The 19,516-nt window shown below is 73.8% G+C and carries 21 protein-coding genes; 10 read left to right on the top strand and 11 right to left on the bottom strand.

Going from position 1 to position 19,516, the window contains the following annotated elements; translation table 11 throughout:
- Positions 1–13: 13 nt before the first annotated feature.
- Both P9K36_RS08700 and P9K36_RS08695 read right to left on the bottom strand, forming a co-directional pair.
- The gene (locus tag P9K36_RS08700; protein WP_347568051.1) at positions 14–445 is read right to left on the bottom strand and encodes a hypothetical protein; all 432 of its coding nucleotides are present in this window, start codon (positions 443–445) and stop codon (positions 14–16) included.
- 120 nt (positions 446–565) lie between these two features.
- Positions 566–778 (bottom strand): heavy-metal-associated domain-containing protein, encoded by a 213-nt coding sequence (locus P9K36_RS08695; RefSeq protein ID WP_043389375.1) that lies wholly within the window; start codon positions 776–778, stop codon positions 566–568.
- A gap of 402 nt (positions 779–1,180) precedes the next feature.
- On the opposite strand from P9K36_RS08695, the gene chrA reads away from it, so the two are divergent.
- Positions 1,181–2,422 (top strand): chromate efflux transporter, encoded by a 1,242-nt coding sequence (chrA, locus tag P9K36_RS08690; RefSeq protein ID WP_278306910.1) that lies wholly within the window; start codon positions 1,181–1,183, stop codon positions 2,420–2,422.
- Between the two features lie 174 nt (positions 2,423–2,596).
- Here the strand turns inward: chrA and P9K36_RS08685 are convergent, their stop codons facing one another.
- Positions 2,597–3,730, bottom strand: coding sequence for a nickel/cobalt efflux transporter (locus P9K36_RS08685; protein ID WP_278306909.1), 1,134 nt, complete (start codon positions 3,728–3,730; stop codon positions 2,597–2,599).
- Between the two features lie 10 nt (positions 3,731–3,740).
- Positions 3,741–4,019 (bottom strand): metal/formaldehyde-sensitive transcriptional repressor, encoded by a 279-nt coding sequence (locus P9K36_RS08680; RefSeq protein WP_043389372.1) that lies wholly within the window; start codon positions 4,017–4,019, stop codon positions 3,741–3,743.
- Positions 4,020–4,107: 88 nt separating this feature from the next.
- Here P9K36_RS08680 and P9K36_RS08675 point away from each other — a divergent pair, with 88 nt between their 5' ends.
- The 5 genes from P9K36_RS08675 (at position 4,108) to P9K36_RS08655 (ending at position 10,342) form a co-directional block, all read left to right on the top strand.
- A complete protein-coding gene (locus P9K36_RS08675) occupies positions 4,108–4,311 on the top strand; it encodes a DUF1289 domain-containing protein (protein ID WP_278306908.1) in 204 nt (67 codons plus the stop codon).
- Between the two features lie 187 nt (positions 4,312–4,498).
- Entirely contained in the window at positions 4,499–4,825 is a 327-nt protein-coding gene (locus tag P9K36_RS08670) for a YnfA family protein (RefSeq protein ID WP_043756616.1), read from the top strand.
- A 407-nt stretch (positions 4,826–5,232) separates the two neighbouring features.
- On the top strand, positions 5,233–5,613 hold the full coding sequence (locus tag P9K36_RS08665; RefSeq protein WP_043756614.1) for a hypothetical protein: 381 nt from the start codon (positions 5,233–5,235) through the stop codon (positions 5,611–5,613).
- Between the two features lie 125 nt (positions 5,614–5,738).
- Positions 5,739–7,082, top strand: coding sequence for an efflux RND transporter periplasmic adaptor subunit (locus P9K36_RS08660; protein WP_043756612.1), 1,344 nt, complete (start codon positions 5,739–5,741; stop codon positions 7,080–7,082).
- An 11-nt stretch (positions 7,083–7,093) separates the two neighbouring features.
- A complete protein-coding gene (locus tag P9K36_RS08655) occupies positions 7,094–10,342 on the top strand; it encodes a CusA/CzcA family heavy metal efflux RND transporter (protein WP_043756610.1) in 3,249 nt (1,082 codons plus the stop codon).
- A gap of 118 nt (positions 10,343–10,460) precedes the next feature.
- Here the strand turns inward: P9K36_RS08655 and P9K36_RS08650 are convergent, their stop codons facing one another.
- Positions 10,461–10,715 carry a hypothetical protein gene (locus tag P9K36_RS08650; RefSeq protein ID WP_043356624.1) on the bottom strand — a complete coding sequence of 85 codons (255 nt, stop codon included), beginning with the start codon at positions 10,713–10,715 and terminating at the stop codon, positions 10,461–10,463.
- Positions 10,716–11,663: 948 nt separating this feature from the next.
- Between P9K36_RS08650 and P9K36_RS08645 the strand changes: the two genes are divergently transcribed.
- From P9K36_RS08645 to P9K36_RS08630, 4 genes are read left to right on the top strand one after another with little or no spacing between them, the layout of a single operon-like run.
- Positions 11,664–13,118, top strand: coding sequence for an FAD-binding oxidoreductase (locus P9K36_RS08645; protein WP_043756607.1), 1,455 nt, complete (start codon positions 11,664–11,666; stop codon positions 13,116–13,118).
- 18 nt (positions 13,119–13,136) lie between these two features.
- Positions 13,137–13,550 (top strand): DUF4383 domain-containing protein, encoded by a 414-nt coding sequence (locus P9K36_RS08640; protein WP_043356619.1) that lies wholly within the window; start codon positions 13,137–13,139, stop codon positions 13,548–13,550.
- The gene (locus tag P9K36_RS08635; RefSeq protein ID WP_043356642.1) at positions 13,547–14,674 is read left to right on the top strand and encodes a hypothetical protein; all 1,128 of its coding nucleotides are present in this window, start codon (positions 13,547–13,549) and stop codon (positions 14,672–14,674) included. Before P9K36_RS08640 ends, P9K36_RS08635 begins: the two co-directional genes overlap by 4 nt.
- Positions 14,658–14,957, top strand: a complete 300-nt coding sequence (locus P9K36_RS08630; RefSeq protein WP_278306907.1) for a hypothetical protein — start codon at positions 14,658–14,660, stop codon at positions 14,955–14,957. Before P9K36_RS08635 ends, P9K36_RS08630 begins: the two co-directional genes overlap by 17 nt.
- 9 nt (positions 14,958–14,966) lie before the next feature.
- Here the strand turns inward: P9K36_RS08630 and P9K36_RS08625 are convergent, their stop codons facing one another.
- From P9K36_RS08625 to P9K36_RS08600, 6 genes are all read right to left on the bottom strand, one after another.
- Positions 14,967–15,311, bottom strand: a complete 345-nt coding sequence (locus P9K36_RS08625; protein ID WP_043756603.1) for a hypothetical protein — start codon at positions 15,309–15,311, stop codon at positions 14,967–14,969.
- The gene (locus P9K36_RS08620) at positions 15,308–16,126 is read right to left on the bottom strand and encodes a hypothetical protein (RefSeq protein WP_236961475.1); all 819 of its coding nucleotides are present in this window, start codon (positions 16,124–16,126) and stop codon (positions 15,308–15,310) included. Before P9K36_RS08620 ends, P9K36_RS08625 begins: the two co-directional genes overlap by 4 nt.
- A 143-nt stretch (positions 16,127–16,269) precedes the next feature.
- Positions 16,270–17,160: a lysozyme inhibitor LprI family protein gene (locus tag P9K36_RS08615; RefSeq protein WP_236961477.1), complete on the bottom strand. Its 891-nt coding sequence runs from the start codon at positions 17,158–17,160 to the stop codon at positions 16,270–16,272.
- 138 nt (positions 17,161–17,298) lie between these two features.
- Positions 17,299–17,709, bottom strand: coding sequence for a hypothetical protein (locus P9K36_RS08610; protein ID WP_043761065.1), 411 nt, complete (start codon positions 17,707–17,709; stop codon positions 17,299–17,301).
- Between the two features lie 130 nt (positions 17,710–17,839).
- Positions 17,840–18,640, bottom strand: coding sequence for a hypothetical protein (locus P9K36_RS08605; protein WP_043756601.1), 801 nt, complete (start codon positions 18,638–18,640; stop codon positions 17,840–17,842).
- A 67-nt stretch (positions 18,641–18,707) separates the two neighbouring features.
- Positions 18,708–19,484: a hypothetical protein gene (locus P9K36_RS08600; RefSeq protein ID WP_043756600.1), complete on the bottom strand. Its 777-nt coding sequence runs from the start codon at positions 19,482–19,484 to the stop codon at positions 18,708–18,710.
- Between the last annotated feature and the right edge of the window lie 32 nt (positions 19,485–19,516).

The raw sequence follows: 19,516 nt of genomic DNA, 5'->3' as shown, positions 1-19,516 counted from the left end.
GGCGCGCCTCATCTCAGGCGAGGGTTCGTGGGGGTTTGGGCAGGGTCTCGGGGTCGGTGCCGACGCGGCCGGAGACGTCCCCCGGGATCAGCGTGCCGGTCCGGAACAGGGACGGGACGAGGGCGTCGAACCCGGACAGGACGCCGGTCGCGCAGCAGGACATCGTCCCGCAGCAGCGGGTCTTGCAACCGGGCCGGCAACACGCGTCCCCGGTCGGCGCGATGTACGCCGCCTCGACGGCCGTGGTGACGACCTTGGACCACGTGGGCGCCGCGGCGCGAACCGTCGGCTTCGCCGCCACCGCCGCCGCCGCCTTCGGCTGTGGCTGCGCCGCGGCCATGTGGCGGCCGTGGCCCCCGTGGCCGCCATGACCCCCATGGCCCTCGTGGGCCTGGGCGGCGGACGGCGCGACGTAGGCGATGATCGCGAGGATCATCGCCGCCATCAGGCGCGCGATCTGCCGGTCGAAGCACATGGACTCAGGATTACACCGGTTCGGGTGGCGGGACCATGTCGGGCATGGGACGTCCATGCACAGCGCAGGTTGGGTTGGCGGCCCGAAGCATCAGGCCGCCGCGAGCATCGGCTCGGCCGGATAGCCGGCGGCGACGAGAACCCGGGCGATCCGCTCGGCCGGAGCCGAGGCGTTCGACACGGTGACGCGCTTCGCACCGAGGTCGACCTCGACATGGGCGCCGGGATCGATGGCTTGAACGGCGCGGGTCACGGATTCGGCGCAGCCACCGCAGCCCATCCTGTCGACCTTGAAGCGGACCATGACGTTCTCCTTCGGATGCCGTCCCGACGAGATGGGGCTTCCCACCGTTGGAAGGTCAAGCCCCCGGGATCGTCGGGCCTCGGCGTGCCGGCGGGCCTCGGCGTGACGGCGTAGACCGGTGGCCGGTCCCGGGCCGTTGTCGGCCGTTTTGCCGATGACCTTGCCGGGGGGCGATCCCCGGCGGGACCGGGGCGAGACAGGCCTGCGCGGGTGGCTTGTACCGGTCCCTCGATCCCGATACCGACATGCGACACCGCAGGATGGCGCCGCGATCCCGACGGATGCGACCGCAGGGCGCGGCGGGCTTCGCGGGGGCGCCGTCGGAGGCCGTCCGATGCGGGACGCCGCTCGCGAACGCATGGCCGGCCGTCCCCCCGCCGGCACGACGGAGCGAGGCCGCCCATGACCGAAGCCCCCGCGGCCGCCGAGGCGCGGCGTACCGATCCCGCCTCGGCGGGCGCGTCCGGCTCCGCCGGGGAGGTGTTCCGCGCCTTCTTCAAGCTCGGCCTGACCTCGTTCGGCGGCCCGGTCGCGCATCTCGGCTATTTCCGCGACGAGTTGGTCATACGGCGCCGGTGGCTGGACGAGCGTGGCTATGCCGACCTCGTGGCGCTGTGCCAGTTCCTGCCCGGGCCGGCGTCAAGCCAGGTCGGGTTCTCGCTCGGGGTTCTGCGCGGCGGGCTTCTCGGCGGGCTCGCGGCCTGGACGGCCTTCACCCTGCCCTCCGCCCTGCTGCTTCTGGCCTTCGCCTCCGGCGCCGGCGCCCTGTCCGGCCCGGTGGCCGAGGGCGCGATCCACGGGCTCAAGCTGGTCGCCGTCGCGGTGGTCGCGCAGGCGGTCTGGGGCATGGCCCGCGCGCTGGCGCCGGATCGGCCGCGCGCCGGCATCGCGGTGGCGGCGCTGTTCCTCACCGTGTTGGTCGCCGGGTCGGTCGGTCAGGTCGGGGCCATCGCGCTCGGTGCCCTCGCCGGCCTCGTGCTCTGCCGGCTGCCGCCGCAGGAGCAGGCCGGGCTTCTCGCCTTCCCGGTGTCCCGACGGGCCGGCGCAATCGGCCTGCTCGCCTTCGCGCTGCTCCTCGTCGTCCCTCACCTGCTGGCCGCCAGTCTGCAATCCCAGGCTCTGGCGCTGTTCGATGCCTTCTACCGCTCCGGGGCTCTGGTGTTCGGCGGCGGCCACGTGGTCCTTCCGCTGCTGCAGGCCGAGGTGGTCGCCCCGGGCTGGGTCGGCCCCGGCACCTTCCTCGCCGGATACGGGGCCGCCCAGGCCGTGCCCGGGCCGCTGTTCACCTTCGCGGCCTATCTCGGAGCCGTCGCCGGACCGGCACCCCACGGCGTGGTCGGTGCGGCCATCGCGCTGGTCGCGATCTTTCTGCCCGGTCTGCTGCTGGTCTACGGCATGCTGCCCTACTGGGACGCGCTCCGGACGCGACCGCTGGCCCAGGCGGCCATGCGCGGGACCAACGCGGCGGTGGTCGGAATCCTCGGCTCCGCGCTCTACGATCCCGTCTGGACCAGCGCGGTCGGGAACGCGCGCGACTACGCGGTGGCCGTGCTCGCCTTCGGGCTCCTGACCGTCGGCCGGACGCCGCCCTGGATGGTCGTCGCACTCACGGCCCTGGGCGGCGTCGCCCTGGCCCTGCTCTGACGGATCGCTGTCGAGGCCTCGGGCAGCCGTGCGCGATCCGGCCGCCTGCTGAGACCTTCCGGGGGAATCGCCTGCCATGCCCGAGCCCGTCCGTTTCCGGCCGTGCGATAGGCTGTCAGCCCTGGGCCGGAAGGTCGAGGCCGCCGCCGGCGTTTCAGACCCGGCAGTCGTCGCTCACCCGACCGATGTCTCGACCGATGTCCCGGACTGTGCCGCCTGCGCCGCGGCGGCGTGGCGGAGGCCGTCCCAGCCGAGCCAGCCGGTGTAGAGGCCGACCAGCACGATCAGCGCCGCCGAGGCGTACGGCGCCCGGCGTGCGAACGCGCCGAACCCAGACCAGCGGCCGGCCACGTGCCGCACGCTCAAGGCCGCGACGACGCCGGCCGAGACCATCGTGAGCGCCAGCCCGATGCTGAAGCAGGCGACCAGCGCGAAGCCGAGGCTCAACTGCTTGAGCTGGATGCACAGCAGCAGCACCGTGATGGCGGCTGGGCACGGGATGAGCCCGCCGGTCAGGCCGAACAGCACGATCTGCCCCGTGGTCACGGTGCGGCCCTGGAAGCGGCGGCGGATGTCCTCCGCATGCGCCCTGGCATGGGCGTCGTCCTCGTCGCCGAGGTTCATATGATCGTGGTCGTGGTCGTGCTCCGCGAAGGCGACCTCGTGCACCTCCGACCCGGCCGGGCCGTCGAGGCGGACACGCGCCGTGAACGCGTGGGGCTCGGGGATCTCGTCCCGGCTCTCCAGGAAGCCTTCGCGCGCGACGAATCCGAACGCCTGCCGGGCGCCATCCGGGCGCACCGTCTCGACCGTGACGGCCGCGGGGACCGGCAACGATCCGCCCTCGGCCCGCAGGCGCCAGCGCGGCGGCACGCCGTCCTCGAACACCTCCAGCGTCAGCGCACCGTCGCGCGTGACGATGAGCCGATGCGCGTCAGGGTGGTGATGGTCGTGCGCGTGATGCTGCTCGCGCCAGGTCCGCCACGCCATCCAGAACGCGACGCCGAGGATGAGGGCGGCCGAGGCGAGCTGGAAATACGGCTCGGCGGCCTCGCCGCCCCATTCCCGGCCGAGGTACTGGCCGCCCAGCGCGATGGTCCAGACCACCGCCGTGTGGGAGAGCGTCGCCGCCAGCCCGAGCAGGACCGCCTGCAGGACCGTGCCGCGCACGGCGATGATGAACGCCGCCATCATGGTCTTCGCGTGACCGGGCTCCAGGCCGTGGAGGGCGCCCAGCAGGATCGCGCTCGGCACGAACAGCCAGGCATGGGCGGTCCCCTGCTGCAGCAGGTCGGCGAACGGCGTCATGGGGCGGCCTTCATTTGAGGTAGGTCCGGACCACCTCGATCAGCTCGGCGGCGCCCCGGGCGCGCTCGGCGTCCGGTTCCGCGTCCGGGTTCACGACGTGGTGACGGATGTGGTCTTCCATCAGCTCGGCGGTCAGGCCGTTGATGGCCCCGCGCATCGAGGCGACCAGCATCAGGACGTCGGCGCAGCCGAGTTCGGCCTCCAGGGCCCGCTCGACGGCTTCCGCCTGTCCCTTGATCCGGCGCACCCGCGCCAGGAGCTTGGCCTTTTCCTTGACCGTGTGGGCCATCGCGGGCTTCCTCGTCGTAGTGACGTATAGGGGGGTACCCTATATGTGTCCAGCGGCGGACGGGCCGCCTGGCGTACGGAGCCCTAACATGAAGACGGACGACCCCTGCATCGGGGTTTGCCAGTGGGACGGGCGGACCGGCTGGTGCCTCGGATGCGGCCGCACGGTCCCGGAGATCCGCGCGTGGTGGAAGATGACGCCCTACCGGAAGACCGCTCTCGTTCGCGACCTGCCGCGGCGGATACGGCAGATCGCCGCCGTACAGGCCCAAGCCGGTCCCGACAGGACCTGACGTGGCGCGTGGACGGCAGCGTGCGCCCGGGCGCAGCTTGGCGCCGGCGGCGCCCGCACGGCTCGGCCGCCTCAAGCCGGGACGGTAGGAGGTCGAGACGGCGCCGGCCCGCCGCGTGGTCAGAGACCGGCGCCTCCGGCCCGTGTCGCCGGTTTGCCGCACGCACGGCGCATGCGAACACGCGCCCATGCTCACCTATCCCGCCTTCGCCGCGGCCGCCTTGGCCGAGATCGCCGGTTGCTTCGCCTTCTGGGCGTGGCTGCGCCTCGACAGATCCCCGTGGTGGCTCGTCCCGGGGATGGCCTCGCTGGCGCTGTTCGCCTCCCTGCTGACCGTCGTGGAGAGCGGGGCGGCGGGACGCACCTATGCGGCCTACGGCGGCATCTACGTCGTCGCGGCCATCCTGTGGCTCTGGGGCTTCGAAGGCCACCGGCCCGACCGCTGGGACATCGCCGGCGGCCTCGTATGCGTGCTCGGCAGCGCCCTCATCCTGTTCGGGCCGCGGGGCGCCTGAGCCTCCGCCGACCGCCCCGGACCGTCGTTCGGTCCGGGGCGGTCCGGGGCGGTCCGTTCCGTCGGCGAAGTCGTGGTTGGGGGGATGGGGGCCCCGTTCATCGAAGAACGACCTGTCCTCGTCGCGGCGCGGATGGTGATGCCGGCCGACGTGGTCGTCGACGTGGTCGTGCGGCCGCCAGTCGCCGGAGCCGCCCGCGGAGGATTGGGCGTCTGGCGCCAGGGCGAAGAGGTGTCGTCTCCTGTCGGGTCTCTCCCGATGCCGGCCGAGCCAGGCTGTCGCGACGGCGTTGAGCCGCGACGGACGGTGACATTCCGCACTCCGTCGGCCGGACCGGCGACCTGACCGCCCGGCGTTTCACCCCCGCGTCTTGTGGCCCGACGCCCGAATCGCCCATAAGGAGCACGATGAAGTCGGCGGGACGCCAGCGAGCCTTCGGGGCCTGGACGGGGTGGTGGGCGACCGTCGCCCGCGCGCTCGCGCTCGTCCTGGCGCTGGCCGTCGCTCTCCCGACCGCCGGCCTCGCCGAGGACCTGGCGTATCATCAGAACCATCCGGGCCACGACCGGACGGAGCTGGTCATGGCGTCGGACCTGACGCCGGCCTCGGCCCGGGCGGCGGATCCCGGCATCGCCTGCCACGTCCATTGCGGCTGCCACGTGGCCATGCCGTCGGACGGCCTCGCCCCCGTTCCGCCCGCCCTGCCGTCCCGACCCTGCTACGCCCCGGTCGACGCGGCGCGCGCCTCGATCTCCCCCGACCGCCTGCCGCGTCCGCCGCGCGCCTGAGGTGACGCCGCGACGGCGCGCGTCCTGAACCCCGGGTCCGAGGCCCCGGGGCCGCTTCCTCACGTCATCGCAACGGGACCGGCCCGGAAGCCGCCACGGCACCGGCGCCCCGACGAGCAGGCATCATGCGCATTCTCCTGACTGCGGCCCTGGTGGCCGCCGGCGTCCTCGTGGGCGCCGCCGTTCCCGCCGTGTCCGGCTTCGTTCGCGGCCTCCTCGCCGCGGCCGGGTTGCCGCCGGCCCTCCACACCTTCGCCGCCGGGCCTGGCCCAGCATCGCCGGGCGAGCCCCGCCACGAAGCGGGCGGCGGCCACGACCACGGCAAGGCCGCCGCCCCCAAGGCGGGCGCAGGCCACGCTCACGGAGCGCACGAGCCTTCCGAAGCCGAGGGCGCGGAGGGGCACGTCACGATGACCGCCGAGCAGATCGAGAACCAGGACATCAAGGTGGCCAAGGCGGAAGGCGGCCTGCTGTCGAGGCACATCCTCGTCCCCGGCACGATCACCCCGGACACGGACCGGATCGCCCGCGTCCCGGTCCGCGTCGTCGGCACGGTGTCCGAGATGCGCAAGCGCCTCGGCGACGACGTGCGGAAGGGGGACGTCGTCGCCGTCCTCGACAGCCGCGAGGTCGCCGACGCCAAGAGCGAGTACCTCACCGCCATGGTCCAGTCCGACCTCCAGAAGGTCAATTTCGAGCGCCAGCAGAGGCTGCTGGCATCCGCGGCGGCATCCCAGGCGGCGTTCGACAACGCCAAGGCCGTGTTCCAGGAGAACCAGCTCCGCGTCGACCTCGCCCGCCAGAAGCTCTCGGCGCTCGGCCTGAACGCCGCCGAGGTCGCCGCCGCGCAGAAACGCGACGAGGCGACGCCCAACGCCTCGACCCTGCGCCAGTACGAGCTGCGGGCGCCCATCTCCGGCCGCATCGTCGAGCGCAAGGTCGACGTGGGCACCGCCGTCGGCAAGGAGGGCGACCCGGCCGACGTCTACACCGTGGCCGACCTCTCCACCGTCTGGATCGAGCTCGCGGTGCCGACCTCGGACCTCGACGAGGTCCGGGAAGGCGCCCGGGTCACCGTGAACCGCGGCGGCCGCAGCGTGCAGGGGAAGGTGGTGTTCGTCAGCCCGCTGCTGAACGCCGACACCCGGTCCGCCCGGGTGGTGGTCTCGCTGCCCAACCAGGACATGGCTTGGCGTCCGGGGACCTACGTCACCGCCGAGGTCGAGACCGAGACGGATCGAGTGCCCGTCCGGGTGGCCAAGGCCGCGCTCCAGACCGTCGAGGGCAAGCGCGTCGTCTTCGTGCGCACCGACGAGGGCTTCGAGAAGCGCGAGGTCGAGCTCGGGCGCGCGGATGACGACGCCTACGAGGTGGTCTCCGGCCTCAAGGCCGGCGAGGACATCGCGGTCGCCAATACCTTCCTCCTCAAGGCCGAGCTCGGGAAGAGCGAAGCCGGCCACGAGCATTGAGGGGCCGAGACATGATCAGCCGCATCCTCGACGTCTCGGTCCGCCAGCGCTGGCTCGTGCTGCTGCTGTCGCTGCTCGCCGCCGGCTTCGGCGGCTACGCGGTGACGCAGCTGCCCATCGATGCGGTCCCGGACATCACCAACAACCAGGTGCAGATCAACACGACCGCGCCCTCGCTCGCGCCGGTCGATATCGAGAAGCAGGTCACCTACCCGGTCGAGACCGCCCTCGCCGGCATCAAGGGGCTCGAATACACCCGCTCGCTCTCGCGCAACGGCTTCTCGCAGGTCACCGCCGTCTTCGCCGAGACGCTCGACATCTACTTCGCCCGCCAGCAGGTGGCCGAGCGCCTCGCCCAGGTGAGGCGGGCTCTGCCCCCCGGGGCAGAGCCCGCCATGGGCCCGATCTCCACGGGCCTCGGCGAGATCTACATGTGGTCGATCCACTACGCGAAGCCCGGCGAGCGAACGCTCTCGAAGGCGGGCGCGCCGGGCTGGCAGCCCGACGGAAGCTACCTGACCCCCGAGGGCCAGCGTCTCAGGACCGCGCTGGAGCAGACCGCGTACCTGCGCACGGTTCAGGACTGGATCATCCGGCCCCAGATCAAGACCGTGCCCGGCGTGGCCGGCGTCGACGGGATCGGCGGCTTCGAGAAGCAGTACCACGTCCAGCCCGACCCCGATAAGCTCGCCTCCCTCGACCTGTCCTTCTCGGACGTCGCCCGGGCGCTGGAGGCGAACAACGCCAACCAGGGCGCTCGCTACCTGGAGGATAACGGCGAGGGCTACGTCGTGCGCGCCGCCGGACGCCTCGAGGACATGGACGACATCGGCAACGTCGTGGTCGCGACCCGCGGCGGCGTGCCGGTCCGGATCCGGGACATCGCCGAGGTCCGCATCGGGCGCGACCTGCGCACCGGCTCGGGCAGCGAGGACGGCCAGGAGGTCGTCATCGGCACCGCCCTGATGCTGATCGGCGAGAACAGCCGCACGGTGGCCGCCGCGGTCGACGCCAAGATGGACCAGATCCGCAGGAGCCTGCCCCCCGGCGTCGCGGTCCAGACCGTCCTCGACCGGACCCGTCTCGTCGAGGCGACGGTGAGGACGGTGGTGAAGAACCTGTCCGAGGGCGCGGCCCTCGTCATCGTCATCCTGTTCCTGCTGCTCGGCAACATCCGGGCGGCCGTCATCACGGCGCTGGTCATCCCGGTGGCGATGCTGATGACCCTGACCGGGATGGTCGAGGCGAAGATCTCGGCGAACCTGATGTCGCTCGGCGCCCTCGACTTCGGCCTCATCGTCGACGGGGCGGTGATCATCACCGAGAACGCCCTGCGCCATCTCGCCGAGAAGCAACACGCCCTCGGGCGGGCCCTCGAGACCGAGGAGCGCCTTCAGACGGTGCGGGCGTCGGCCGAGGAGATGATCAAGCCGTCCCTCTACGGGCAAGCCATCATCATCCTGGTCTACGTGCCGCTCCTGACCTTCACCGGGGTCGAGGGCAAGATGTTCGCGCCGATGGCGCTGACCGTCATCATCGCGCTGGTCTCGGCCTTCATCCTGTCGCTGACCTTCGTGCCGGCGCTGATCGCCATCGTCATCACCGGCACGGTCACCGAGAAGGACAACCTCATCATCCGGGCGCTGAAGGCGGCCTACCGGCCGGTGCTCGGGGCTGCGGTGCGCGGTCCCCTCGCCTTTCTCGGGGCGGCCCTGTTGCTGCTGGTCGGGGCGGGCGTCCTGTTCACCCGGCTCGGGACCGAGTTCATCCCGCAACTCGACGAGAAGAGCATCGCGCTCAACGCCACCCGCATCCCCTCGACCTCGTTGACCCAGTCGCAGGCGATGCAGCTCAAGGTCGAGCAGGTGGTCTCCAAGTTCCCGCAGGTCGCCTACGTGTTCTCGAAGACCGGCACGGCGGAGGTCGCCTCCGACCCGATGCCGCCGAACTCCTCCGACACCTTCGTCATGCTCAGACCGCAGGAGGCGTGGCCGGACCCGAGCCTGTCGAAGGCCGACCTGCAGGCGCAGATCGAGACGGCGGTGGGGGCGCTCGCCGGCAACGTCTACGAGTTCTCGCAGCCGATCCAGCTCCGCTTCAACGAGCTGCTCGCCGGCACCCGGGGCGACCTCGCCGTGAAGGTGTTCGGCGAGGAGTTCGAGCCGATGCTGAAGACCGCCAACCAGATCGCGGCGGTCCTGAAGGGCATCGACGGCGCCGAGGACGTGAAGGTCGAGCAGACGGCGGGCCTGCCGTTCCTGGAGATCAAGATCAACAAGGCCGAGGCCGCCCGCTACGGCCTCAGCACGGGCGCCATCCAGGAGGTCATCGGCGCGGCCATCGGCGGCAAGGATGCCGGCGTCGTCTTCGAGGGCGACCGGCGCTTTCCCATCGTGGTGCGCCTCACCGACACGGTGCGCGAGGACCGCGAGGCCCTGGAGAATATCCCGGTGCCGCTGCCGCCCGGCCCGAACGGCCGTGCGCGTTCGGTCCTGCTCAAGCAGGTGGCGGGCTTCTCGGTCACGGAGGGGCCGAACCAGATCAGCCGCGAGAACGGCAAGCGCCGGGTGGTCGTCACCGCCAACGTGCGCGGGCGCGACATCGGCTCCCTCGTGGCGGAGGCGCAGGCCGAGGTCGGGCGGCAAGTGCCGTTGCCGCCGGGCTCCTTCGTGACCTGGGGCGGCCAGTTCGAGAACCTCGCCTCGGCCAAGCAGCGGCTGATGGTGGTGGTGCCGGCGTGCTTCTTCCTGATCTTCCTGCTGCTCTACTCGGCCCTGGGCTCGCCGCGGGACGCGCTGCTGGTGTTCAGCGCGGTGCCGCTGGCGCTGACCGGCGGCATCGTGGCCCTGTGGCTGCGCGGCATGCCGGTCTCGGTGCCGGCGGCGGTCGGCTTCATCGCGCTGTCGGGCGTGGCGGTCCTGAACGGCCTCGTGATGCTGACCTTCATCAAGCAGCTCGTGGCGGAGGGGCGCCCGAAGCGGGAGGCCATCCTGGAGGGCGCGATGATCCGGCTGCGGCCGGTGGCGATGACGGCGCTGGTCGCTTCGCTCGGCTTCGTGCCGATGGCCATCGCCACCGAGACCGGGGCCGAGATCCAGCGGCCGCTCGCCACCGTGGTCATCGGCGGCCTGATCAGCGCGACCCTGCTGACGCTGGTGGTGCTGCCGGCCCTCTACGCCCGCTTCGGCAGGGTCCGGCCCGCGACGATCACGTCCCGGGCGCGCCAGCCGGAGCCGGTCCACCGCGAGGCCGCAGAGTAGAGGCGTGCGGTCAGTCCTCCCGCTGGGGCGGCCTGGCCCGGCTCATGTCGCGCCGGTCGCAGGGCCGGGCCGCACGCCGGATCCCGGGGAACGGGGCCCCTCGGGGGCCCCGACCAGCTCACATGCGGTGATGGCGGTGCATATGCCGCGTCATGTGCCCGCGATGATGGTGATGGCGCATCATGTGCCCGTGGCGGTGATGGCGCATCATCCGGTGGTGATGGTGGCCGTGCATCCGGTCCATGCGGACGGAGACCACGTCCGACGGGGCGCTCACGGCGCCGGGCAGGCCGGGCGCGGCCGAGGCCGAGGTCGCGGCGCCGGCCGCGCCGAAGGCGGCCAGGACGGCGACGACCAGCAGGGACTTCCTCATAGGCGTTCCTCTCAGGGTGTCGGCGCGCCGGTCATCGCCGGCGGCTCGGTGCCGGCCAGGGCTGGTCGGCAGGGAGGCAACAGCCAAGCTCACGACACCGTTCCGCACGGCGCGCGCGCCGCCTCGGGCATGCTTAAGAGGCCGAAGGGCTCACGGACGACGCGCCACCGCGCTCGGCAGCAACCCGCGAGACCCGCGCGCAAGCGAGCGCCCGAGTGGCGTCGCGTCGGATCCGCCTCCGGCAACGGATCTGCAGGCGCCGCTGGTCCCGCCGCGGCCGATATCCGCTCCAGCGCAGGGGATGAAGGCCGGCGAGTGGCCACAAGGCGGAAGGTCAGTGTCAAGCCGCGATGGACAATCGCGTGCCTTGAGACGGCTTCGGCCGCCGGGCGGCACGAAGAATCTCGGAAGTCCTGCGGGGGCGACGGCCGGTTATCTCCGCGCACGCAGAACACTCCGATCCCGGAGCCGGACATGCGCCGGATCCGGCCAGAATCACGCTCTCGGGACAGGCGGGCGTCACAGGGCCGATCGGGTGTCGCCACGGGCCCTGGCCGGCCGGGCGGCCGACCGACGATGCGGCACCCGTCTTACCCCGCGCGCCCCGCAGGGCTTCGTCCTCCCGTTGGACGGGGCGGACCTCATAAGGCGGCAGGCTCGCCGTCACGGGCGCCTGTGGGCAGGCCCGCGGGCAGCAGGTCACGCAAGACGGCATCCTGGCGAGCCTTGAGCAGGCGCAGGACCCGCGCAGGCGTGCGGTTAACCGCGCGGCCGGCCGCTGGTAGGGGCGAACGAGCCGCCGCGTGCGAAGAGGGCCGGTCGGTTTGTTTGGCCGTATCGCGCTCCGTGCGCGATCTCACGCCGGCGGGCCCGGACCCGTCGCAGGGTAGGCCGGCGGGGCGAGCCGGTCGCCCCGCCGGTGCGAATCGAGGGCTGGGGGCGACGGTCATGGCGGGGATACGACCGAGCAGGCGCAGGATCCTCGCGGGCGGCGGCGCCCTGGCGGCCGCCGCGCTGCTGCCGCGGGCGGCCCGGGCCGCGCCGCGGATCATCCTGAACGATGCGAGCGGCCTCAACCCGACCCCGGTGGCCCGCCACGCCGTGCTCCCGACAGGGTCGACCGAGGCCCTGATCGAGGCCCTGCGCGCCGAGATCCGGGACGCCGCCGCCGCCGGGCGGCCGGTGGCGGTCGGCGTCGCCCGCCATTCCATGGGCGGCCAGAGCCTCGCCCGCGACGGGACGGCCGTGACCCTGGAGGGCGGCCCGATCGAGCCCGACACCGCTGCCGGCCTCTACCGGGTCGGGGCCGGCGCGCGCTGGTCGCAGGTCATCCGGCAGCTCGACCGGATCGGGTTCTCGCCCGCGGTGATGCAGTCGAACAGCGATTTCGGGGTCGGCTCGACCTTCAGCGTCAACGCCCATGGCTGGCCGGCCCCGCGCGGGCCCTTCGGCTCCACCGTCCGCGCCCTCCGCTTCGTCCTGGCCGATGGCAGCCTCGTCACCTGCTCCCGCACCGAGAACGCCGAGCTGTTCGGGCTGGCGATGGGCGGCTACGGCCTGTTCGGGATCGTGGTCGACCTGGTGGTCGAGATGGTGCCGAACCGCCTCCTGACGCCGACCTTCGCGGTGATGCCGGCCGCGGAGTTCGCGCCGGCCTTCGTGGCGGCGGTGGAGCGCGACCCGCGGCTGCGCATGGCCTACGGCCGCCTCTCGGTGGCGCAGGCCGGGTTCTTCGAGGAGGCGATCCTCGTCACCTACGCGGAGGCGGAGCACCCGCCGCAGGTCCTGCCCGCCGCGGCCGCGCAGGGGGCGTTCTCGGCGGTCTCGCGGGAGATCTACCGCGCCCAGGTCGGCAGCGAGTTCGGCAAGCGCGCCCGCTGGATCGCCGAGACCCGGCTCAACCCGACGCTCGACCCCGGCCTCGCCACCCGCAACAGCCTGATGAACGAGCCGGTGGCGAACCTCGCCTCGCGCGACCGCAACCGCACCGACATCCTGCACGAGTATTTCGTCCCGCCCGAGCGGTTCGACGCGTTCCGCGCCGCCTGCCGGGAGATCATCCCGGGCTCGGGCTGCGACTGCCTCAACGTGACCCTGCGCTACGTGGCGGCGGACCCGGACTCGACGCTGGCCTACGCGCCTTCTCCCCGCATCGGTGCCGTGATGTCGTTCTCGCAGGGGCTCACCCCCGGCGACGAGGCCGCGATGATGCGCATGACCGAGGCCCTGATCGAGCGCGTCGTGGCGCTCGGCGGGGCCTATTACCTGCCCTACCGCCTGCATGCCCGGCGCGACCAGATGGCCCGGGCCTATCCCAGGCTCGACGCCTTCGTGGCGGCCAAGCGCCGGTACGATCCCGGGCTGCTGTTCCGGAACGCCCTCTGGTCGACCTCCATGGCCTGACCGCGCAAGGATCCGCTCATGAGACCCACGCCCCCACAGGCGGCCGCCCTCGCCTTCGCGGCCATCCTGCTGTTCGCCGCCGCCACCGACTACATCCCGGCCTTCCGGGACGCGGAGGGCCGCGTCTTCGGCCTGTTCCGGCTCGACGTCTACAAGGACGCGCTCCACCTCGCCTCCGGCCTGTGGGCGCTCGCCGCCGCCCTGTGGTCGCGGCACGCCGCCGTGACCTTCCTGCGGGCCTTCGGGGCGATCTACCTCCTCGACGGCGTGGTCGGGGTGATCACCGGATCGAGCTTCCTCGACCTGTCGCTGTTCCTGAAGGGCTTCCAGGACAGCCCGCTCCTCTCGAACGGCCCGCACCTGAGCCTCGGGCTCGCCGGCGTGGTGCTCGGCTGGTGGCCGTGGCGCGCCGCCGCGGCGGGCGCGGCGTGAGCCCCCGTCCCGCCCGTCGCCGCCGCCGGGCCGCCCGCTGGGCGGCCGCCGGCCTGGCCCTCCTCGCGCTCGCCTGCGCCCTGCCGGTCGCGGCGATCGAGGGGGGCTGCGCGGTCGCGCCCGATCCCACCCTGCAGGGGCGTGCGGGGGGCGGCTCGCGCTTCGGGATCGCCCCCGACGGCTACAAGCGCGCGGCCGGCGACAGCTACCTGACCTTCCCCGAATGGGACATCGTCCACGCCTACGCGGACCTCGCCGGGGTGACGCGATCCGCCTCGGAATCGGCTTTCGACTACTGGGCGGCGACCACCGGCTTCTGGACGAGCCTGTGCGGGGCGACCCGGGCGGCCGGGCGCACCGGCGACGTCACCGCGGGCCAGAAGGTCACCAACTACGTCATCGGCCTCAGCTTCACGGCCGAGATGCTGATCCAGGGCGCCTACGAGCGCACCGTCGGGGCGCTGACCGCGTGGTGGCGGGGGCCCGAGCCCACGGAGGAGGACCGGTTCAACGCCCGGCTGCTCGCGGATTACGCCGTGTTCCTGCGCCAGACCCCCTGGTACCGCTACCCGTTCGACGCGGAGCTGTCCCGGCTCTGGCGCGATGTCCCGTTCACGCCGTCCCTGCGGGCGGTCGAGCGGCGCGGCGCGCTCTCGCTGCAATACGGGGTGAAATGGGCCTACGCGCAGGGGATCGCGTGGCTCGCCGGGATGGACCCGGCCGGCCTGACGATCCGCAGCGTCGTGGCGGGGCTCGACGCCGCCGACGCGGCCGCCGACCCGCGCATCACCCGCCTCGGCCCCGTCCCGGCCGGCGATGGCGGACCGGCCGCCCTGATCGAGACGCCGCGCTACCGGGCCTTCACGGAGATCCTGCGGGGCCTGGGGGCGCGCGGCCGGACCGTGCTGGAGATCGCCGGCAACGACCGCATCCTCACCACCGTCCTCCTGCCGCCGGGCCGGACGGTCGCCCTCGCCGGGGCCGAGCCGCTGTTCGCGATGCCGATCCAGTCCGAGCCGGGCTGGCAGCGCGTCGGCTACGACACCGCGGTGGAGCAGCTCGTCGAACAGATCCGCGCCGTCGAGGCCGCGGGGGGCCGGTTCGAGCATGCCTACGATTACTGATCGGCGCCGACGGCGCCGCCTGCCGGTCGCCCCGGCGGCGGCGGCGCTCGCCGGGTGGCTCGGCGTGACCGCGCTGACCGCCCTCGCGGTCCAGCCGGAGACCGTGGTGGCGCTCGGGAACCCCGCCGCCCTGGCGGCCGCCGACGATGGGGCCCTGGTCTCGGCCGGCCGCGCGTATCTGGTGATCCGGCCCGCCGCGCCGGGCGCGGTCCGGCGCCTCTACGCGGGGGGCGCCTGGCTGGTCCTGCCGACGCCCGGGACCGGCTGCCTCGGCGCGCGCTGAGGGCGGTGCTCAGTAGGGATCGGACCGCTCGAGGATCTCCTGCCCCATCAGCACGCAGCTCCCGGGCATCGGCGCGTAGATCAGCCGGATCCGATAATCGCCCTTGTCGATGCTGCCCTCCGCCTCGATCACCTGGAAGCGCCGCGTCCCGACCAGGGACGCGACGGTGCCGACGGACCGAACGGAAGCGGGATCGACCGTGGCCCGCGCGTCGCCGTCGCTGTGGAAGCGCAGCAGCTTGAGGGCCTGCCGCTCGGCCTCGGCCGCGCAGGACGGCGCGGGCGCCGCGACCGCGGCGGTCGCGGCCGGCCCCGTCGCCGCGATCAGCGCCAGCGCCCGCAGGATCCGTCTCATCGGCACGTGACTCCGTATTCGTGGACCTCGGGCAGGTCCCCGTCGCCCGTCGTGGTCACCGAGAGCGCGCCAGCGGCCCCCGCATACCGGAAGCTGCAATAGGCGAGGCCCGTCCCGGAACAGCCGTCGACCTCGATCACGCCGCGCCGGGCGAGGTCCCGCTCCCGCGCATCGTCGCTCGGCGGACCCTTCACCGGCGTCCAGCCCGCGGCGATCAGCGCCGCCCGGGCCGTGTCGATCGGCTGGCCGCGGATGGCGGGGACCGCTCCGCGGCCACCGCAGACGGATTCGACCGTGGGAAGCGGCTCCAGGGACAGGGTCCCGTCCGGGCGCAGGGTCAGGTCGCCCACCGGAGAGGGCGGCAGATCGCCGTCCCAGAGACGCACGCCGCCGGCGCGCGCCGCGATCCGGCCGACCGCGCCGGTCCGGCCGGCGCCGTACACGAGGGCGACGAGGCGCGGTCCCTCGAAGAGGCCGACATTGCCGTCCGCGATGAAGCAGGTGCCGCTCGTCCCCTGCTGCAGGTCGCTGGCGAAGCTGACGGCCCGGTAGCGGCCCAGCGCCGCTTCGCCGGTGACGAACCAGTCCCGGGCGGCCACGGCCTGCGCCGCTTCCGATTGCGCCGGGACGACCTCGCCCGGGCAGCCGGCCTGGCGGCCCGCCCCGCCCGGGGCCCGCGGCAGCGCGGCGAGGGGCACGAAGCGCAGGTTCTTCACGGCGGAGGCGACCCGCGGCGCCGGCGGCCCGTCCTGCGCCCCGGCCGGCTCGGCGAGGGGCAGGCCGAGCATCAGACCGAGCATCAGGCCGAGGGCCAAGGCGGGTGCCCGGCCGGCTCGGCCGATGCGCGGGCGCCGAGGAGCTTCCCCGGCTGCGCCACGGCCTGCGCGCAGCCGAAGGCCGGCGTCACCCGGAAGGCGGCTGCGGGCCGGGTCCGGCAAGGGGGCGTCCGGTCTCATCGTCACTTCCCGTTCGGGTCGCCCGCGCGCGCCGGCGGGCGCGACCCCGGTTCCGTCCCGGCCGCCGGAACCGGGTCGGGCGGCGGATAGGCGGGGTCTGTCAGGCAGGTCGAGAGCCAGGTCTCGGCCTCGGCGTCCGAGGCCAGCTCGACATCGAGGACGGCCCGAGGGCCTGCGGGCGCCGTCGTCGCGCTGGCAGTCGCGGCCGCCGGGGCGGCAGGCCGCGTCCAGCGGCCGGCGGGGTTTTCGGGACCCGGGCATTCCGCGTCGTCGCCCCCGCCGATCGTGCAGGTCGCGACCGTTCGCACGGCGCCGTCGACGACCCGCCCGACCGTGCGCGTCTCGGTGGTGTGCCCGCTCGCCCAGTCGTCGGACAGCGTGCAGACCCGGTCGCCGTTCTGGAAGCGCCGGCTGCCGAAGCAGCCGTAGACCCGGTCCTGCCCGACGGGCAGGAAATAGCAGGCCGTGTCGAACCCCGCGAAGGGGCCGCCGGTGAACCGTGCCGCGAAGGCCCGCTGGCGCAGCGCCGCCGCGATCCAGTGCGGCCGGGCCGGATCGCTCTTCGCGCGGCCGGACAGGTCCTCGGTCCGGGCCCGGATCGCCCCCAGCACGATGGTGCGCGCGTCGGCCGCGTCCAGGTCGCCGAGCCACGTGTCCCGGGCCGCCACCCAGCGCTTCTGGCTGGCGATCAGCATCGCCCGGATCTCGGCGTCGTCCGTGCCGTGCAGGAGGCCGGCATAGGCCGAACCCAGGGCGGCATCGGCCTTTCGGAGCGCCGCGTCGGCGCAGATCATGCGCTCGAGCGGGCTGGCCGCCCTGCGGCAGTCGATCGCCCGGGCCGCAGACGGCGCCAGGAGGGATGCGGCGACGGCCGCCACCAGGAGCCGCGTCACGGCCGGCCTCGCACTGAACGGCGCATCTGAACCTCGCATCCGGACCGCGCGCCCGGGCAGCGCCGCGGAGCCACGCCGCTCCCCCGTGACAGGCCGCGGGGTTCGGGCGGACGCCCGCAGCCGCGCGCCATCCGGGCCCTACTGCGCCGCGGCATCGACGACGCGGCACAGGTTCTGGTCGACGTCCTGACCGATCTGCCCGGCCTGCACCATGAACAGGGCGTCGACCCGGCTGCCCGTCCCGGCCTTGCGCACGACGACCCGCAGCGTCTGCGGTCGCCCCGAGCCCGATGTCTCCTGCTGGGCCGTCAGGGTCCCGAGCTGCTTCTCGACGTGCACGCCCACGAAGCCTTCGGCCAGGACCGCCCGCGTCACCCGGTCGAACGCGGCCTTGGGGCTGACCGAGGGGAAGATCATCCACGTCTTGTAGGTGATGGCCTGAAGCATCGGCGTCCCCTCGCTCCGGTAATGGTCGCGGCATGTCTCCGCCGCGGCCGCCGGGAGCGCGAGTGTGGACAGGATTGCCGCGTGGACGAACGCGGTTTGCATCGATCCCATGGGGCGCCTCTCACTTCGTTCTGGCGTGGACTTGGCGGACCTGCGCGGCCGGGTCCCGGTCGGGCGTCGATCCGTACGGGTGCGGGAGGCCGGTCCGCGCCGGCCGGCCCCCCGCAGGGTCTCAGAGCTGCGGCGCGGCCGGTGGCCGGGGGCGCGGCGGCGGCGCCATCTCGCGCGGTGCCGGGGGCTCGGTCCGCGGCACCGCGCCGGACGCGGCCGCCTCCGCCTTCGGAGGCTCAGCGACCGGCGCCGGCCGCGGGGCCGCGACCGAGCCGCGGACCGTGTCGCGCAGGAAATCGCCGGTGCTGGTGCCGGCCTCCCGGGACGCCGGAGCCGGCGCCGCCCGGGCCACCGGTGCGGCCTGGCCGCTGCCGCCGTCGCGCGGCACCGGCACCTGCGACACCGCCGGGGCCCGGCGGGGCTCGCCCGGCGGCACGGTGATCCGGAACGTGTACGGCACCGTGGACCCGTCCCCGAAGGTGACGGCGACCGACAGGGTGTCGAGGCCGGAGAAGTCGGTGCGTGCCGTGTAGTAGAGCGACATCGCATCCTTCTTGGCGTCCTCGCAGCCGTCCGGCTGCCGGATCTGCGCCCCGGTCTCGTCGACCTTGCCGCTGAGGATCCGGAATTCCCGCCGCTGCTCGATGCGCCCGCCGCGCGGCGGCCTGACGAGTTCGATCGTGGCCGCGCGCGAGCGGCACCCCTGCGTGGCGAAGTAGTAGGTGAAGCCCTGGAGGAAGATCCGCTGGCCGGGGCGCGCGGTCTTGTTCTCTACCTCCGCCCGGGCCGGCAGGGCGAGGCAGAGCGGCAGACAGAGCGCTGAGCCGAGCGCCGACCCGAGGGCCAGGACGCCGGCGCCGGTGCGCCGCCGCGGTCGGGTCGGTGCTGCGGATCGGGGAGCGTTCGGAAGGTGCTGATGCACGGGACTCGTCCTCGGCTTGGCGATGGGGGGCGCGGCCTCCGCCGCAGGGCTGACCGTCCGCGGCGCGTCAGAGCTGCGGCGCGGCGGGCGGGCGCGGCGGTGCCAGCTGCTGTGGCGGCAGCGCGGGCGGTGCGGGCGTGCCGGACACGGGCGCCGCGGCCTCTGCAGCCTTCGGGGGCGGCGAAGCCGGTGCCGGCCGGCCGGCCGGGACCGCGCCGCGGACCGCGTCGCGCAGGAAGTCGCCGGTGCTGGCCTCCTGGGGCGCCGGAGCCGGAGCCGGAGCCGCTCGCTCGGCCGGAGCGGCGCGCGCCGTCGGGGCCGGCCGCGAGAGGCCCGCGTCGCGGGGGGCGGGTGCCTGGGACACCGCCGGCGCCCGCCGGCCTTCGCCCTCGGGCACCGTGATCCTGTAGGTGTAGGTCGCCTCCTCGCCGGTGACGAAGGTGACGATCACCGACACCGTGTCCAGGCCGGAGAAATCGGGCCGGGCCGTGTAGTAGAGCGCCCGCGCGTCCCGCTCGACATCCTGGCAGCCGTCCCGCGACGGGGTGCCGTCGGTGTTCCGGCCGAGGACCAGGAATTCGCGCCGCTGCTCGATGCGTCCGCCGCGGGGCGGCGTGACCAGTTCGACCGCGGCCGCCGGAACCGACGGGCAGCCCGGCCGGGTCTCGTGGGTGGCGTAGCCGTCGAGGCGAATCCGCTGTCCGGGGCGCGCGGTCACGCTCGTGGATCCGGCGAGCGCCGGCCCCGCGAGGCAGAGCCCGAGGAGGCCGAAGAGGAAGCCGAAGCCGGGCCGCCCAGGCCGCACGACCCCGGCCGCTCTCGTCTTCGGGACGCTGTGTGCCATGGGACTCCTCCTCGGCCTGCGGGACGGGCGGT

This window comes from Methylobacterium sp. 391_Methyba4 (genome assembly GCF_029691625.1).
GTDB classification, from domain to species: domain Bacteria; phylum Pseudomonadota; class Alphaproteobacteria; order Rhizobiales; family Beijerinckiaceae; genus Methylobacterium; species Methylobacterium fujisawaense.
Note: the sequence above shows the minus strand (reverse complement) of the source record. Positions and strands in the feature narration are given on the sequence as shown.